This window comes from Candidatus Nitrosotenuis aquarius, assembly GCF_002787055.1.
Classification (GTDB): Archaea; Thermoproteota; Nitrososphaeria; order Nitrososphaerales; family Nitrosopumilaceae; genus Nitrosotenuis; species Nitrosotenuis aquarius.
In genome coordinates this window covers 517,675-532,659 of sequence record NZ_CP024808.1, presented here as the reverse complement: position 1 = coordinate 532,659, position 14,985 = coordinate 517,675, and the positions used below count along the sequence as shown (strand labels likewise).

The 14,985-nt window shown below is 41.6% G+C and carries 23 protein-coding genes; 12 read left to right on the top strand and 11 right to left on the bottom strand.

The window, feature by feature from the left end; translation table 11 throughout:
- Nucleotides 1-3 precede the first annotated feature (3 nt).
- Nucleotides 4-447 (bottom strand): Lrp/AsnC family transcriptional regulator, encoded by a 444-nt coding sequence (locus tag NAQ_RS03230; protein WP_100182225.1) that lies wholly within the window; start codon nucleotides 445-447, stop codon nucleotides 4-6.
- 107 nt (nucleotides 448-554) lie between these two features.
- Here NAQ_RS03230 and NAQ_RS03225 point away from each other — a divergent pair, with 107 nt between their 5' ends.
- On the top strand, nucleotides 555-794 hold the full coding sequence (locus NAQ_RS03225; protein WP_100182224.1) for a hypothetical protein: 240 nt from the start codon (nucleotides 555-557) through the stop codon (nucleotides 792-794).
- Here the strand turns inward: NAQ_RS03225 and NAQ_RS03220 are convergent.
- Nucleotides 791-1,171: a response regulator gene (locus tag NAQ_RS03220; RefSeq protein ID WP_162858610.1), complete on the bottom strand. Its 381-nt coding sequence runs from the start codon at nucleotides 1,169-1,171 to the stop codon at nucleotides 791-793. The genes NAQ_RS03225 and NAQ_RS03220 overlap by 4 nt on opposite strands.
- Before the next feature lie 39 nt (nucleotides 1,172-1,210).
- Here NAQ_RS03220 and NAQ_RS03215 point away from each other — a divergent pair, with 39 nt between their 5' ends.
- Together NAQ_RS03215 and NAQ_RS03210 are read left to right on the top strand one after the other, a co-directional pair.
- Entirely contained in the window at nucleotides 1,211-1,495 is a 285-nt protein-coding gene (locus NAQ_RS03215) for a tetratricopeptide repeat protein (RefSeq protein ID WP_320410631.1), read from the top strand.
- A 328-nt stretch (nucleotides 1,496-1,823) separates the two neighbouring features.
- On the top strand, nucleotides 1,824-2,378 hold the full coding sequence (locus NAQ_RS03210; RefSeq protein WP_245871703.1) for a tetratricopeptide repeat protein: 555 nt from the start codon (nucleotides 1,824-1,826) through the stop codon (nucleotides 2,376-2,378).
- Here NAQ_RS03210 and NAQ_RS03205 read toward each other — a convergent pair.
- Together NAQ_RS03205 and NAQ_RS10040 are read right to left on the bottom strand one after the other, a co-directional pair.
- Nucleotides 2,351-2,935, bottom strand: coding sequence for a tetratricopeptide repeat protein (locus NAQ_RS03205; RefSeq protein WP_100182221.1), 585 nt, complete (start codon nucleotides 2,933-2,935; stop codon nucleotides 2,351-2,353). The genes NAQ_RS03210 and NAQ_RS03205 overlap by 28 nt on opposite strands.
- 2 nt (nucleotides 2,936-2,937) lie before the next feature.
- The gene (locus tag NAQ_RS10040) at nucleotides 2,938-3,108 is read right to left on the bottom strand and encodes a C2H2-type zinc finger protein (RefSeq protein ID WP_162858609.1); all 171 of its coding nucleotides are present in this window, start codon (nucleotides 3,106-3,108) and stop codon (nucleotides 2,938-2,940) included.
- Between the two features lie 107 nt (nucleotides 3,109-3,215).
- On the opposite strand from NAQ_RS10040, the gene NAQ_RS03200 reads away from it, so the two are divergent.
- The 4 genes from NAQ_RS03200 to NAQ_RS03185 all read left to right on the top strand — a co-directional run bounded on the left by NAQ_RS03200 (nucleotide 3,216) and on the right by NAQ_RS03185 (nucleotide 6,536).
- Nucleotides 3,216-3,893, top strand: a complete 678-nt coding sequence (locus NAQ_RS03200; RefSeq protein ID WP_100182220.1) for a hypothetical protein — start codon at nucleotides 3,216-3,218, stop codon at nucleotides 3,891-3,893.
- A 75-nt stretch (nucleotides 3,894-3,968) separates the two neighbouring features.
- Nucleotides 3,969-4,667, top strand: a complete 699-nt coding sequence (locus NAQ_RS03195; RefSeq protein WP_100182219.1) for a hypothetical protein — start codon at nucleotides 3,969-3,971, stop codon at nucleotides 4,665-4,667.
- A gap of 80 nt (nucleotides 4,668-4,747) precedes the next feature.
- Nucleotides 4,748-5,371, top strand: coding sequence for a hypothetical protein (locus tag NAQ_RS03190; RefSeq protein WP_162858608.1), 624 nt, complete (start codon nucleotides 4,748-4,750; stop codon nucleotides 5,369-5,371).
- Between the two features lie 67 nt (nucleotides 5,372-5,438).
- Complete coding sequence (locus NAQ_RS03185) at nucleotides 5,439-6,536, top strand: radical SAM protein (protein WP_100182217.1); 1,098 nt, start codon at nucleotides 5,439-5,441, stop codon at nucleotides 6,534-6,536.
- On the opposite strand, the gene NAQ_RS03180 is transcribed toward NAQ_RS03185, so the two are convergent.
- The 4 genes from NAQ_RS03180 to NAQ_RS03165 all read right to left on the bottom strand — a co-directional run bounded on the left by NAQ_RS03180 (nucleotide 6,522) and on the right by NAQ_RS03165 (nucleotide 9,081).
- The gene (locus NAQ_RS03180; protein ID WP_100182216.1) at nucleotides 6,522-6,827 is read right to left on the bottom strand and encodes an MTH1187 family thiamine-binding protein; all 306 of its coding nucleotides are present in this window, start codon (nucleotides 6,825-6,827) and stop codon (nucleotides 6,522-6,524) included. The genes NAQ_RS03185 and NAQ_RS03180 overlap by 15 nt on opposite strands.
- A gap of 34 nt (nucleotides 6,828-6,861) precedes the next feature.
- Nucleotides 6,862-7,146 (bottom strand): hypothetical protein, encoded by a 285-nt coding sequence (locus tag NAQ_RS03175; RefSeq protein ID WP_100182215.1) that lies wholly within the window; start codon nucleotides 7,144-7,146, stop codon nucleotides 6,862-6,864.
- A 269-nt stretch (nucleotides 7,147-7,415) separates the two neighbouring features.
- Nucleotides 7,416-8,234 carry a menaquinone biosynthesis family protein gene (locus tag NAQ_RS03170; protein ID WP_100183416.1) on the bottom strand — a complete coding sequence of 273 codons (819 nt, stop codon included), beginning with the start codon at nucleotides 8,232-8,234 and terminating at the stop codon, nucleotides 7,416-7,418.
- A 31-nt stretch (nucleotides 8,235-8,265) separates the two neighbouring features.
- Complete coding sequence (locus NAQ_RS03165) at nucleotides 8,266-9,081, bottom strand: CBS domain-containing protein (protein WP_100182214.1); 816 nt, start codon at nucleotides 9,079-9,081, stop codon at nucleotides 8,266-8,268.
- 104 nt (nucleotides 9,082-9,185) lie between these two features.
- Here NAQ_RS03165 and NAQ_RS03160 point away from each other — a divergent pair, with 104 nt between their 5' ends.
- Nucleotides 9,186-10,076, top strand: coding sequence for an SIS domain-containing protein (locus NAQ_RS03160; protein WP_100182213.1), 891 nt, complete (start codon nucleotides 9,186-9,188; stop codon nucleotides 10,074-10,076).
- Nucleotides 10,077-10,139: 63 nt separating this feature from the next.
- A complete protein-coding gene (locus tag NAQ_RS03155; RefSeq protein ID WP_100182212.1) occupies nucleotides 10,140-12,332 on the top strand; it encodes an elongation factor EF-2 in 2,193 nt (730 codons plus the stop codon).
- Nucleotides 12,333-12,648: 316 nt separating this feature from the next.
- On the opposite strand, the gene NAQ_RS03150 is transcribed toward NAQ_RS03155, so the two are convergent.
- Complete coding sequence (locus tag NAQ_RS03150) at nucleotides 12,649-13,596, bottom strand: ligand-gated ion channel (RefSeq protein WP_100182211.1); 948 nt, start codon at nucleotides 13,594-13,596, stop codon at nucleotides 12,649-12,651.
- A 102-nt stretch (nucleotides 13,597-13,698) separates the two neighbouring features.
- Here NAQ_RS03150 and NAQ_RS10400 point away from each other — a divergent pair, with 102 nt between their 5' ends.
- Both NAQ_RS10400 and NAQ_RS10395 read left to right on the top strand, forming a co-directional pair.
- Nucleotides 13,699-13,893 (top strand): DNA polymerase ligase N-terminal domain-containing protein, encoded by a 195-nt coding sequence (locus NAQ_RS10400; RefSeq protein WP_256387163.1) that lies wholly within the window; start codon nucleotides 13,699-13,701, stop codon nucleotides 13,891-13,893.
- Between the two features lie 77 nt (nucleotides 13,894-13,970).
- Complete coding sequence (locus NAQ_RS10395; protein ID WP_320410637.1) at nucleotides 13,971-14,117, top strand: hypothetical protein; 147 nt, start codon at nucleotides 13,971-13,973, stop codon at nucleotides 14,115-14,117.
- 53 nt (nucleotides 14,118-14,170) lie between these two features.
- On the opposite strand, the gene NAQ_RS03140 is transcribed toward NAQ_RS10395, so the two are convergent.
- The gene (locus NAQ_RS03140) at nucleotides 14,171-14,422 is read right to left on the bottom strand and encodes a DUF1059 domain-containing protein (RefSeq protein ID WP_245871701.1); all 252 of its coding nucleotides are present in this window, start codon (nucleotides 14,420-14,422) and stop codon (nucleotides 14,171-14,173) included.
- Nucleotides 14,423-14,509: 87 nt separating this feature from the next.
- Here NAQ_RS03140 and NAQ_RS03135 point away from each other — a divergent pair, with 87 nt between their 5' ends.
- Complete coding sequence (locus NAQ_RS03135) at nucleotides 14,510-14,785, top strand: P-II family nitrogen regulator (protein WP_100182210.1); 276 nt, start codon at nucleotides 14,510-14,512, stop codon at nucleotides 14,783-14,785.
- On the opposite strand, the gene NAQ_RS10035 is transcribed toward NAQ_RS03135, so the two are convergent.
- Nucleotides 14,763-14,939, bottom strand: coding sequence for a hypothetical protein (locus NAQ_RS10035; RefSeq protein ID WP_162858607.1), 177 nt, complete (start codon nucleotides 14,937-14,939; stop codon nucleotides 14,763-14,765). The two genes, NAQ_RS03135 and NAQ_RS10035, sit on opposite strands and share 23 nt — an antisense overlap.
- Between the last annotated feature and the right edge of the window lie 46 nt (nucleotides 14,940-14,985).

The following is a 14,985-nucleotide window of genomic DNA, read 5'->3' as shown; positions in this document are numbered from 1 at the left end:
TGCCTATACCAGCCTAAAGTCTTCTTTGACAGTATTTAGGACAATGTTGGTGACTGTCTTGTCCACGTTTGGCTTGGATGAGAGTGTCTTGACGAACTTGCTTAGGTCGTCTCTGTTTTTGAACTTGGCAACAAGGACGGTATCAGACTCGCCTGTGACGTCATAGACGGCGCAGACATTTTCCAAGGATGCGATGTCTTGCTCTATTTCGACCATCTTGCCTTTTTTTGTGTATATTTCTATTATGGCGGTAAGGTCGTATCCAAGCTTTTCGTGGTCTATTATGGCAGTGTATCCTTTGACGATTTTTTCCTGTTCCATCTTTTTGATTCTAGTCAGGATTGTTACAGTTGACATGCCAAGCTTTAGCGCAAGCTGGCGTGATGATAGCCGTGCATCAACTAGGAGGTTTTTGAGAATCTTTACGTCTGTTTTATCTAAAATCAACGTGTATAGTATGTGCTTTACAAATATTAAAGGTTATCCGGTTTTTTTAAAAATATTTTCATCTTGTAATTGATGGGCAATAAATTCATCCATGATTATACTGTGTTGTGCTAGAAAAAAAGTTTGACTTTAACAAGCTGTACGCAAGAATAGTTAGGTACTATCTGGACAAAAAACACTACACCAAGGAGGCTGCAAACCAGATTGCGCAAAAGGTAGTGCAAAAAGAGCTCAGGCAAAGGACGTGCGGCAATGCAAAATGCGGGCACTTGTTGCATGATCATCTGCGAAACTACGAGTCTTGCCTTGTTAACAGGTGTAGCTGTGAGAGGTTCAGCAGGGCCTAACCTTGGATTTTTTGAACAAAAGAGTTCAATGAGAATGGTTTTTGCAGGTATTCTACTCTGTCTTCTAGCTTGCGGCTTTCTTCGTTTGCAGTCAGAGCATATGCTGAGGCAAAGATTATCTTTTGAGTTGGCTTGGCGCTGAGGATCTGCGTGGCTACCTCGGAGCCGCTCTTTTTTGGCATTGATTGATCCAATACCACCACATCAAATGGATTTGCGTCTATTGACTCAAATTCCGACTTTTTGCTTTGTTTTCGGTATTCATCTAGGCACTCTGCTCCGTCTTTTGTTATGACTACGTTGTGGCCGTATTTTTTTAGAATTCTCTCATACTGGGTTGCTGTAAACTGGTTGTCTTCTGCTACTAGTATGTTCAATTTGATTTTGGATGAACCGGTTGTGGCATTAATGTGCGTGTGTTCTATTCAAACAGACAGGAAACTCACAAAAGGGTTGGGCGCGTAACTGGTATGATGCCAAACGCAACAGAACTGTTGGAAAAAGGCTCCAGATTGCTGCTTGAAGGCAATTTTGAGGATGCGCTGTCGTACTTTGAGCAAGCGTTGATCCTCGAGCCGCAAAACCCAGAGATATGGAACAAAAAAGGCTCGGCACTTCGGAGTATTGGGAGATACGATGATGCTCTGGAATGCTTTAATCGGGCGCTCGAGCTGGATCCGTCGGACAAGAGGGCATCATAAATTGCTTGGATTGTGTTTCAAATCCAAGTGAGTATCAAAAGATACTAACAAAGGCTATGACAACACTTCAAAATACCAGAATAAAAGAGTTTTTGGAACAACTGTCATCGTACCGATACATTGGCTACGTAAAGGAATCTAGCACTCGGTTGTCCTTTTGCTCTATTATTTTATGCGTCCTCTCTAGGTGAGCGTTCAACCCGACAGAAGAATAAAAGGTGATATTGCACTTCTCACACCGATTGGACATTGCAGTGTTTTGGCTGGTTTTGGATAAAACGGAACTGGTGAGTCTATCACTAGCTTGGACTGACACATTTGCGCAACAATGTCTACAAATCCCAACGATTCCATAGCAAGACTAATGTCTATTGTTGTTTCAGTAAATTCATTGAACTTGGAGAAAATTCTGAATCAGGCGTCGGAGCTGTGCCATGAGGGCGAATTTGCCGAGGCAATAACGCTTTACAACAAAATATTAGACTCTGATCCTGATCATTTGGATGCCATAATTGACAAGGGCGTGGCATTACAAAATTTGGGCAAATTCAAGCAAGCACTCAAGTGCTTTGAGAAGGCAACTAGGCTCAGCCCTGACAGTGTTACAGCAGTTCTAAACGAAGGAACTGCACTGCACAGCCTTGGAAGGTTTGATGAGGCAATAGCCCGCTACGATAGGGCTTTGTTTTTGGATAAAAAATGCGCAATGGCACTTGCATACAAGGGCCTGTCTTTTGGCGAGCAGGGAAAAATGCAAGAGGCACTATCCTGTTTCAAAAACGCACTACAAATAGACAAGGACTATGACATTGCGCAAATCTCCAAAGAGATTGCAGAAAAACTGCTCAAGTCCAATCAAGAGACGATGCGCAAAAATTCCTGATCTGTACTATATTTTGCAAAGGCACTGTGATTTTTTGCCTTGGCTTTGAGGTGCTGGTCGGAACTTATTGCCTGTGCAAGTATGTCTGTCATCTGAGGGCTTTGTGTTTTCGCCAACGATACGGCCTTATCAAAGAGGACCTCGGCATTTTGCGGATATGATGATAAAATCCTATCACAACATTGGATGGATTCTGCATAATTTCCGATTGCGGCTAGGATTCGCTCCATGTGGTACAGAGTTATGTTGTCGTCTGGATTTGACTTGAGAACTTGCCTGCAAATTTCTAGTGCGGCATCATATGACTTGGTCTTGCGCAAAGACGAGATCTTGTTTACAAGCAGTGTCTTTTCATTTGGGTATAGTTTTAGGCCCAAGTCATAACACGCAATTGCTTCTGCGTGTTTTTTGAGCTTACCCAGTGCGTATCCTTTGTTGTTTATCGCATCTAGGTTGTTTGGATTCTTTTGCAAAATCTGGTCATACAATAATACTGCATCATCGAATTGTTTTGCCAAAAACATCTGGACAGCTCGCTGTAGTTGCTCCTCGGACATTTCTAAAATACAGTTACGTCGCCTGGGGCTGGCTCTCGTTTTTGGTTCTCATGGTAGCTGACAAATTCCGCGTGTTGCTCCTTTTGGTGCTCTCTGAGTGATTCTATTGTGTCAAATGCATTATTGCAAATGTAGCATTTTGGCTTGAATTCGTCTGTTAGTGGGAGTACCATAGTATGACTTGGCATTGAGGCTAACTAAACTTTTCAAGTGGTAGAATTATCAAATCGTGGAGAAATCATTCCACAATGTTAAATACCCTCAAAAATTGTTTTGTGGTATGCAAAGACTAGGAATCCTAGCATCACTAATACTACTAAGTGCGGCACTGGTTGGACCAGCAGGCTTGTCATTTGCACAAACCGCTGAGACAAACTCTACTAGCACTGAGACATCCACAGCGCCGGCTCCTAAACCAACGCCGCCGGCAAAGCCACTCAGCGACGAAGAAAAGATCAGAATAAAGATTGCAGAGGAAAAGGCAAAGATTGCCAAAAAATACGACGAAAGAACAAAGATGATCAAAGAACGCGCACTGCAAAAATCAAAAACACTTGATGATCTAGTTGCCGAGAGAATGAAGATGCTTGAAGAAAAACGAGCAAAAGCAGAGGGCAAGCTGGTAGAAAAACAGGCAAAGATGGAAGAAAAAATGCAGGAAAAAGCAGACAAGATGGAAAAGAAGATGACGGAAAAGAAATCAAAGTTTGAAGAGCGAATGAAGAAAAAGGTAGCAAGCTTTGAGGAAAGACAGGCAGAAGCCAAGAAAAAGTTTGACGAACAAATGAAAAAGCACAACGAGAAATTCGACAAACTCGTCAAACTCAAATCCAAAAAGCCTGTAATTGAAACGCCACCTGCAGAGGAGACATCTAGTAGTTCAGATACTGGTTCTAGCTCGGCGGGTTCTGAATCGACAGAAACTACTGGCACAAACTCTACCAGCGGAACTCCGTAAGCAGAACAGTAAACTCTTTTTCTTTTGGAAGAATCATTAGTTATTATTTTATAGTCTTGGCATTACAATCCTACCATGAAGAACTGGGCAGTATTTGTCGCACTGGCTTTGTTGGCGTCGGTTACTGTGGTGCCATACTCGCATGCTCAAGACATTTCAGAGCGCGAGCCGGCAAAGGAAAAACAAACCGCCGCAGAGAAAATCGCGGAATTTGAAAAAGCCCAAGAAGAAAAACTCAAAAAACTAGAGATGCAGCGCCAAATAAAACTAAAGGAAACCCAAACAAAGAACAAGGAAATACTAGAAAAACTAAAGCAAAACCAAAAAGACCTTGACGCAAAGCGAAAAGAACTAGAAGAAATGCGTGAAGCACAACGCCAAGAAATGCTCCAAAAAAGACAACAAAAGCTAGATGAATTCAAGGCAATAAAAGACAAGGCACAGGCCCAAGTCGACGAGCTAAAGAAAAAGCGTGATACTGTAATCACAGAACAAAAGCAGGCCGACACAAAGGAATCACTGGACAAAACAAAGCAAGACCTCGGCGAGACGGCAAAGAAGGCAAAAGTAGATGCCATGATTGATCAAAAGAACATACAGAAAATGATGGAGCAAAAACACAAGGCAGCACTCAAGGCACTCAAAGAAGAACAAAAGAAGCTAGAGGAAAAGGCAAAGCAAACAGAACAGAAAAACTATGAGCTCCAGCAGGCAAAGATAAAGGCTGCAAAGGCAGCACAAGCAGCCAAAAAATCACAACCTGCCAAAGAATAGGCCGATCTCTTCTTAAAGCGAACCAAAAACCGTCGAATCTCGGCGCATTATTTTTATATTGAATTCTTGGTTGCTCAATCATGCAAAAACTAGGTATCCTAGCTTCAATACTTCTTTTGACTGCTGCGATTGTTGGTCCAGTTGGACTGTCTTATGCACAAACAGCTGACACTGCAGCTACCGCAAAGACAAAACATGAACAAAGCAGAGAAGCTTTTGATCAAGCAAGAGCAGACAGACTAGAAGCGCAAAAGCAAAAAGCCGCAGATATCAAGGCACAGATGCAAGCAAAGAAAATGCAAGCAGCCAAAGCTATCGAAGAGGCAATTGCAAAGCGAAGCGAAGCAGTAAAGAAAAACGATCTTCCAACAGCAGCTGACATTCTAGCAAAAATCAAAGAAGAGGCAAAGGCAGCAATTGATGCAAGAAAATCCTCTGGTGGTCCAAGCAAGTCACAAGTTGACTTGGAAGCACAAAGAGAGAATTTTGCAATGAAGGTAAAGGAACAAAAAGAAAACCTCCCAAAAGCTCCAGCAAAAGACCTCAAAGTAAAAGTTGACGCTGATCGTAAAGTACCAAAGACCCAAAAGGACATTGGCGCTCTAGATCAAAAAGCAAAGGAAGAAGCACAAAAAGCAGAAGCTGACAAAGCAGCTGAAATCAAAAAGCAAAAATACGGCTCAATCCACTACAACCGCAAATAGATAACCCAAAAATTTGTCTATTTCGGTACGTTTCTTTTATATTTACAAATCTTGGACTAGCTAGCAAATGCTGCGCGACATTATTGTTGACTCAAAGGCAATAGATAGGGCACTTGCAGGGGAAGAGCTCTCATACAATGATGGATTGGAACTGATAAATTCTGATAACCAGTTTGTAGTGGGTGCAACAGCTGACCTGGTGAGAAAAAAACTAGTCGGCAATACTGTGACGTTTGCCGCATCATACTACATGAATTACACAAATCTCTGTGCAGCCAGCTGCCAGATGTGTGCATTTTATCGCAAGGGAGACGAATCTGATGCGTATACATTAACTCCTGAGCAAATAGAAGCACGAGTTGCCGCAGCAAAATCCATGGGTGCAACCGAGGTGCACATTGTTGGTGGATTCCATCCAAGCTTGCAGCTAGATTACTACGAAAATATGATGAGAATAATCAAAAAGAACCACCCGGACCTTACCATCAAGGCGTTCACTGCAGCCGAGATATTCTTCCTATCAAAACTTACCAAGACATCAGTCAAGGAGATACTGTCGCGCCTCAAGTCTGCAGGCCTTGATTCCATGCCTGGCGGCGGCGCAGAACTATTCCATCCTGATATAAGAAACCAAATTGTCAGAGGCAAGTGCTCAGGCCAAGAATGGCTTGACACAATAGAACAAGCTCACAACCTTGGAATCAAAAGCAATGTCACAATGCTGTACGGCCACATTGAAAAGCCAGAGCACATAATTGATCATCTCATCAAGGTGCGAGAACTGCAAAAAAAGACAGGTGGATTTATCACGTTTATCCCGCTAAAGTTCAGCCTAGATAACACCGAGCTGGAGCAAAAACACCAGGTAAATCACGAGTCATCAGCAATTTATGATTTGAAAATAATTGCACTGGCAAGACTGATGCTTGCAGGCCACCTAAACAACATCTCTGTGTACTGGGTTGCACTGGGAAAGAAGCTTGCCCAAGTGGCACTGTCCAATGGCGGAAGCGATCTGGTTGGAACTGCATTCTCTGAGGAGATTTATCGTGCAGCCGGCAAGCCGACTCATTCATCTGTAATGGAGCTTGCAACAATGGTCAAGGAAATCGGACGCGCGCCTGCCCAGCGAAACACATTCTTTGAGGTATTACGCACCTTTTAGATACCTGTCAAGGGATTTCATTTTATCATCGGCTGTTTGCTTTTTGTCTGTCCTAGAATCAATCTTGAGGATTACTTCTACTCGCTTTACTCCTAATCTGTGGATTATCTCTGTCATTGTTTTTGTTGCATCAAAGATATCTTGAATGTCGTCTGATTCCAGTATTGTGCCCATTGGCGTGGTTTGGTGCTTTATTTTAGAGTCGATTGACTCGACTGCCCTTGCTATGTAAAAGCTGAGGCTGGGCGAATCTGTACCTACTGGATAAAGACTGATTTCTGCTGTGACCAATCATGGTGTGATGTGTGGATTTTGGTTAAAATCTTTAGGATGCTTCTGGGGGCTTTTTTTCTATTGTCTTTGCCCCGCCTTTTTTTCTTCTTGCGCCAAAACTGATCAATACAAGCAAAAAGCCGACTCCTGCTAGTATTGCGGCCAACGTAGAATATTCTTTGTGTATTCTTTCTCTGTTCATCAAATCAAAGGCCTGCTCTTCTGTCATGCCTGCCTGGCCTATTGGTACAGTAGAATTCAGATAGGAAATCAATGCGATTCCGACAATTAGCATTGCAAGTCCCCCTCCAAGTATTTTCTTATCTACTAGTACCATGGTGTGAATACACATGCATCATTATTATACAAATCGTGCCCCTAAACACCTGTACAAAAAACCAAGATTACACAATATCATATCTGAACGAATGTAAAGATGCGCCAACTTATCTGAACAAATGTCTAGTTGTTCTCTGATCATCTTTATGTGTTCAAATCACTATAATGTATACGAAGCAAACACAAACTTGATCTCATCACAAGGTGGTATTGATGTATCAAGTATGCGATGACCTGTTCAATCGCTGTGTTCTGCTTCCTCCTATCTCAGCTTATCTGTACATTGAATTTTGGAATTAGGTTCTTTTTTGCCGCCATCTCAAAAAACGTCCTAATTGATTGCTCGCCATCTTTTCCCATGTCGACTGTGACATCGTTTACGTACATTTTGACAAATTTTTCAATTAGGTCTTCTGGCTTGCCTCTGCTGTACTGCATGGAATACTCTAGTGCTTCTTTTTGGTGCTCTAGGCCGTATACAATGGAATCGTGCAGATACTTGTCGAATTTTTGGATGGTTTTTCGGTCAAATCTGTTGCTCATCACATTGGTGCCTAGTGGAACTGGCAAGTGCGTAGTCTGGTCCCACCATTTTCCGACGTCTAGGATTTTAGTTAGCTTTTCTGATTCATATGATAACTGGGTCTCGTGAATTACCAGGCCTGCATCAACCGTTCCGTCTCGGACTGCTGCCGGAATATCGCTGAATTTCATCTCCGTATAGTCGAATTTTCCAATCATTAACTGCAAAAGCAAAAAGGCCGATGTCATTTTGCCAGGAATAGCAATTTTTGACTTGGCAATTTTCTCTTGCGGCATGTTGTTTTTTGCAATGACTATTGGGCCATAGCCGATTCCAAAACTTCCACCACTTCGCAGTATTGTATGGTTTGGCAAATATGCACAGGCATGGACAGACACCGCCGTAACATCAAGCTCGTCAGTTAGCGCTCTTTTGTTTAACTCCTCAATGTCTGCAATAACATGTTGAACTGTAAAATCATCTGATGGTACCTTTCCTGTGAGCATTCCATAAAACATGAATGCATCATCCGAGTCTGGAGTGTGGCCGATAGTTATCTTCATGTTTTTGGTCTTTTTGATGTGGTAATAATAATTAGGCCATTTTTGCAAGCTGGCGCGTAATGTCTTTTTCAGTCACAAACCCTACTATTCTTTGCTTGTGGGTTACTGCCACACCATGAACTCGATAATCGACTAGTATCTTTGCTACCTTGGCGATGCTGGTGTTGACTGATACGGAGATTATCTGTTTGGTCATTATTTGGCCAACCTTGTAGGCTCTGCCAAAGTTCTGTGAAAAGACTGCGTCCTTTGACTGGTTAGAGTGGTACATTGCCGTCTTGAGGAAGCTCTTGTAGGTCACAATTCCTACTGGTGTATCCGAGTCATCCTTGACTAGCAGGCGTGAGATTCCACTGTCTAGCATCTTGTACAGTGCATCATACAGTGTGGCCGTATGCGGAACAAAAAAACTGCCAACCGACATTATCTCTGAGAGATTTGTCTCATCGACAATGCTTTGCTCAAAATACTTGACTAGGTCATGTTTTGTGATTATGCCGACTAGGCGTAAGCCGTCTTTGACTCCTAGTGCGTTGATTCGAAGCTTTAGCATCAGGTCTGCACAATTTGAAACTGGGGAAAATCTGTCGACTAGTGCCAGCTCGCGCGTTCTTTCTAGCGCCAAAACAGACTTGATGCTCTTGTCGTTTTCTAGTAATGCCTGGGCTATTCCTTTTTGTGATAGGTGCCTTGCCTGGTCCGACTCTATTATGACTCCTGAAATATCAAAATCCAAAATCGTCTCTGCCGCGTTATGTATGGTGGTTTTTGCATCCATCGCAATTGGGCGCTTCATTAGATCCTCTGCAGTTACTAGTATCTCATGTCTTGACTTTTGCTTTAGCATTAGAGTGCAGTGATGATTCCACTACGATATAGAGTAGGATGTTCGATTTATCCAAACAAAGTTTTCATCGCCAAGCACATAAGGTACGTTTTTGCACTCGGTTCATGAACACAATTGACGCATATGCAAACGATTTGTTATTGCAACTGGATTATCTGAAAAAATTCAAGCCGCAAAAAATAACAAAAAATGCCCTCTTTATTGGAAGCGGGGATTCGTTATGTGCGGCAATGCTTGCAGAGGCATTTTCTAATTATGGTATAAAATCATGCGACCCGCTGGAGCTTGCAAAAAACAAAACCATTGCAGACAAAAGGCATGCCTATTTTGTATCGGTTTCAGGCAACACAATATCCAATATTGGGGCGGCAAAACTGGTATTGCACAAAACCGCAATAACAAAAAACAGCACAAGCAAGCTTGCCAAGCTATGCCGAAATGTCATAACGCTTGATTATTTTGACTCTGGGGTTTTGACCTCTGGCAGTATTGGGTTCTTGGCAAGTGCGCTGACGTGCATTTCCTTGGTGCACAAGTTCAAAATAAAAAATGCCAAAAAAATATTCTCACAAGCATCTGCCCAATCTAAAAAAATCAAACCACAAAACAAAATCTATTTCCTTGGTAGCCAGCACACGTATCCAATTGCAATGTATGCATCTGCCAAGCTAGGCGAAATCTTGGGTGTTGACTCGCACTATGAAAGACTGGAGCAATTCTCCCACATGGGCTTGTTTTCTGCAAAACCCGGTGATACCGTAATTATTCTAGAGCGGCAAAACAAGCACAATTCCAAGCTGGCAACACATCTGACAAAGCTAGGCCTGCACGTGTATCATCCATCAATTAATGATGATGCAATGTCACAGGTCTTGTTTTATATTTTTGTCACGCAGATGATCCCGCTGGAATTGGCACGAAAAAAGAAAATCCGCGATTGTTATTTTGTATCACAAAAGAAAGTCCGAGCTGCAAGCTCTGGCATGATCTATTAGCTATCAAAACATGATCGGACAGAAATAAGGTTTAATACACCTCCGAAAAAAACCCAATCAAATATGAAGTACAAGGCAACAGAGCAGATCCTAAAGATCATCAAAAACAAGGAAAACATCCGCAACTTTGGTGTAATTGCTCACGTAGACCATGGCAAGACAACCATGAGTGACAATCTACTAGGATATGCGGGAATCATCTCTCCTCAGGCAGCAGGCAGAGCACTTGCCTTGGATTCAATGAAGCTTGAACAAGACCGTCAGATGACAATTGTGCAGGCAAACGTTACACTACTCTTTGAAAAAGGCGACAAGGAATACGTCGTAAACATGATTGATACTCCTGGCCACATTGACTTTACCGGACGTGTCACCAGAAGCCTCAGAGCAATCGACGGTGCAGTTGTGGTATCAGACTCTGTAGAAGGAATTATGACTCAGACTGAAACTGTAACTAGACAAGCGCTAGAAGAGCGAGTCAGGCCAGTACTGTACATCAACAAAATCGACAGACTCATCAAAGAGCTGAGATTGACGCCAGACAAAATGCAAGAATGGCTTGCAAACATTGTTTCTACTTTTAACGGACTAATTGATACCTATGCAGAACCTGAATACAAGGAAAAGTGGAAGGTCTCAATTCAGGACGGCTCTGTATCGTTTGGCTCTGCCAAGGACAGATGGGGCTTTAACATTGACGTGATGAAGGAAAAAGGAATTTCGTTTAAGGACATTTACGCGGCATACCAGGACGGAGCAAATGTGGATGACTTGGCAAAGAAAGCACCACTGGCAGAAGCAGTCCTTGGCATGGTTGTAAAGCACCACCCACCACCACACGTAGCACAAAAGTACAGAATTCCAAAAATCTGGAAGGGTGATTTAGAATCCGACATTGGCAAAGCGATTCTGAATTGCGATGACAATGGACCTGCAGTAATGATGATTGTAAATATGGCAATGGATCCTGCAGCCGGTCCTGTGGCCATTGGTAGATTATTCTCTGGCACACTAAAAGACGGAATGCCAGTACACCTAATTGATACTAAACGAGAAGGAAAAATCCAATCTGTGAACTTTTTCATGGGCAACCAAAGAGAAATGGTCGGAGAATTGGGAGCAGGAAACATTCCGGCGTTGCTTGGATTAACTGAAGCTCGAGCGGGACAGACATTATCTACTGTTAAAGACGTTGCAATCTTTGAAGGAATCAAATATGTCTCAGAGCCGGTCGTGCAAATCGCAGTCGAGGCAAAATATCCTAAAGACCTGCCCAAACTAGTCGAGGCACTGCGAAGAATCACAATCGAGGATCCAAACCTAGTCGTCAAAATCAACGAAGAATCTGGCGAAACAGTAATTGCTGGAATGGGTGTGTTGCACCTAGAAATTGCCACCTCACTAATTGCTGATGCCGGCGTGCAAATAGTAACATCGCAGCCACTCATCAACTATAGAGAGACAATTCAGAATGAATCTGAAGTTGTAATGTCAAAATCACCAAACAGGCACAACAAGATTTTCATGAAAGTAGAGCCACTAGAGCCAGAAATTGCAGATATGATTCGCGCAGGACAACTATCTGAAATGAAGGACAAAAAGGAAATGGAAAACCTTCTCAAGTCAAAGGGCTGGGACACCGATACCGCAAAGCGTGTAATGAGATTTGACTCGCGAGGAAATATCATGATCAACGGCACCAAAGGTGTCCAGTTTATTCAGGAATCATCTGATTCTATTCTGTCTGGATTTGAAGAGGTAATGAAGGAAGGTCCGCTTGCAAAAGAACAGGTGCGAAACTGCAAGTTCACATTTACCCACTTTGTGCCCCACGAGGACACTGCGCACAGAGGTCTATCGCAATTATCGCCAGCATCAAGACGCGCATGCATGGCAGCAATGCTCAAGGCAAACCCAATTTTATTGGAACCAATGCTTGGAATTGAGGTCAGAGTGCCGCAAGACATGATTGGAAATGTTGCAACAGTACTTTCTGGAAAACGCGGCAAGGTACTTGATATGCAGCAAAAAGGTGTCACTAGTATCATTACTGGAGAAATTCCGGCTTCTGAGACATTTGATATCTCAGAGGTAATGAGGGGCCAGACTGCTGGAAAGGCAATGTGGAACACTCACTTCAAAGCTTGGACTCCAATGCCAAAATCAATCCAAGCAAACCTGATTGCAGATACTAGAAAGAGAAAGGGTCTGTCACCAGAGCCACCAACAGCAGACGAATTCATCGATAAAGAGTAAAAATGCAAAGCCCCCCTCCTGTGAGGGAAAAATCCGTACTTTTCGAACAAATTTGATCATGCACTAGATTATGACGCAGGTTAGGATTTGTTGGAGAGAAGTTAAATCATAATCTTGATCATTATTGTTGATGAAATTTCAAATTGGACTATTTCTTGCCGTAATTCTAATTTCATCGCTCTTCACACTCTAAATCCGCTTGATAATCTAGGGTTAATTCTTGATTCATAACGACTAGTTTTCTGTTTCTTGAATAATAGAATTTTGTAAATATTTTATAAATTATTACCCTGCTCTTTATGACAAATCTAAGAATTTACAAAAGAAAATAGATGACCATGAACAAGGCAAACGAAACTATTGGTGTTCTAATTACTGCCTTTTTGTCCAAGAGTATTTGTTGTTCTACTGTAAACTCTTGTTTTTTGATTTCCGAATAATATCTTGTCAAAAGTGTCGGAATTAGGCACAAAATAAAGAACACATAGGCAACTATCATGATTTTGTCTGCAAACGTCGTATATCCTAATGGCGGTAATTCTGTGAGCAGATATCCGGTGTGAAAGAAAATTGCAGATAGTAATGCTGCAGATATCATTGCCAGTCTTTCTGCCTGGTTTTTAGGTGATAACAAAAACGATGCAAAAGAAAATCCCATCAGTATTGCAACTGGGAATAGTTTTTTCATAAATGCCAAAAATTCCGAAGTGCCAACATCATAGTGAGCCTCAAAATGGGAAAACTCGCCCCATGGATAATATCCCGTGCTTACGGTAAATTGCGGATTGCTTAGCTCCCATCCTGGAACGCTAGTTGTTTTTGAGTTGCTTATTCCGCTGTATTCTGAATTTACTGTAAAGACTAGCTTGTCTTGCGTGTTTGGATAGTACGGTTCCATGTGTATTGCAAGATCAATGTTCTCAAACGGATAGTTTCTAAAATCCATGTCATTGTAGAAAACGCCTCTTACTTTGAATTTGTGAAAATGTGGTTCTGTTGTAAGTCCTGTGATTTCTTCAACATAGCCATTGGTAAAATCAAATTCTTGTGGCGGTGGGTTTTTTGTAAAATTAATTTCATCAGAGGTTAGAGTTACCCAAAAAATTAGCTCGTACGAGCCGTTTTGTCTGTCAATTGAGCCGATATTTTCTAGCTGAATTCCAACATTGTATGTAAGCGGTTTGTTTGGTTGTTCTTGTGCATGTATGATGTTTGGAGTAAGAAAAATAATCGATATTACCAAAATTAGATCTATTTTGTACAATTATTGAAGACATTAGGTTTGTTTGATTAAAGGTTTCTGTTACTAATGCTAAAATATTTTGAATTTTCTATAAACAAATGACCACATAATATTTCATGTATCTTGCAAATCCGGATTCTGCAAAATGAGTCACTAGAGGACGCTGAAAATTTGCTTCCGCCAGAAACAATTGCACAAGAACATGCTGCAACACGACGGCATTGGGATTTAAGATTTGAACTCAACAACACACTGAAAATCTGGGCATTGCCAAAGACTCCACCTCAAAAAATAGGAGAAAAACGACTGGCAGTATAGGTCCCGGACCATCCAATAGAATATGCACTTTTTGAGGGTAAGTTCCTGAGGGGAATTATGGTGCAGGTACAGTCCACATCTGGGATAGAGGAACTTTTGAGATTATAGAACAAGACAAAAGAAAGCTAGTCATTGACATTAAAGGCCAAAAACTATGTGGTAAATATTACCTGTTGCATTTTAAACCGCAAGAAAAGAATTGGTTGTTTTTTAAAATTAAATGATTTTGATGCTGCGAGGAAGACAAACCATCATAACGTAAAATTATTCGGGTTTGTTATTTTGTATCTTTCATTATTGATTTGATGTTCTTTGCAAGCTCTGAATTGATTGTTAACTCCTTATGATGTTCTTTTACGTGCTCTAACGTGATCTTTAGCAACGCATCTTCGGATTCAGCGGTTGCAGACCAGCCACAAGTTTTTCCAGCATCTTTACAGCTGATGCTTTTTCCCATATTGGATTCCAAGTCTTGAACTATATTTTGTTTATCTTCTCTATATGCATCATTTGTTCGTACTTTTTGCATGTTACATTCACAATCTACTGCCAAGAGCATAGATTGCGCTAATCAGTCAATCTGTCTTTTTTATAGTTGTATTTGTCATGAAAATGATTGCTAAGAATTGATACTGTAATTCGTAATGCGCATTTGACACAGATAAAGACAAGGCTGGAGCAGGCAGGAATCCAAAACTATTCCATATCTGAGATGAATTCTAATTCAAAATTGTCCGGCTCGTCTTTTTACGTTCCACGATCAACACTACAAATAATCTGCAAAAATTCACAAAAAGATCTAGTCATAGAGGCAATCTCTTCTGGGGATGAGGGCGGACTCATCTATGTAAATCCCCTCACGCCAGTAATCACACTAAATCAGAAAAACTAGTCCTGTGTTTTCCAACAAAACACGTCTCACATATTGTACTGTCTAGTCTTTTCATCGCAAACTCGATTTGTTTTCTGTCCAGTCTGCCATGTTGTATGGTGTTGAGCAGCTTTTCTCTGTCTATTGGCTCAAATTCTACACTGCAATTGCACAAACACTGACATTTCACAGACTGATCCACAAAAAACAGCCTAAAATCT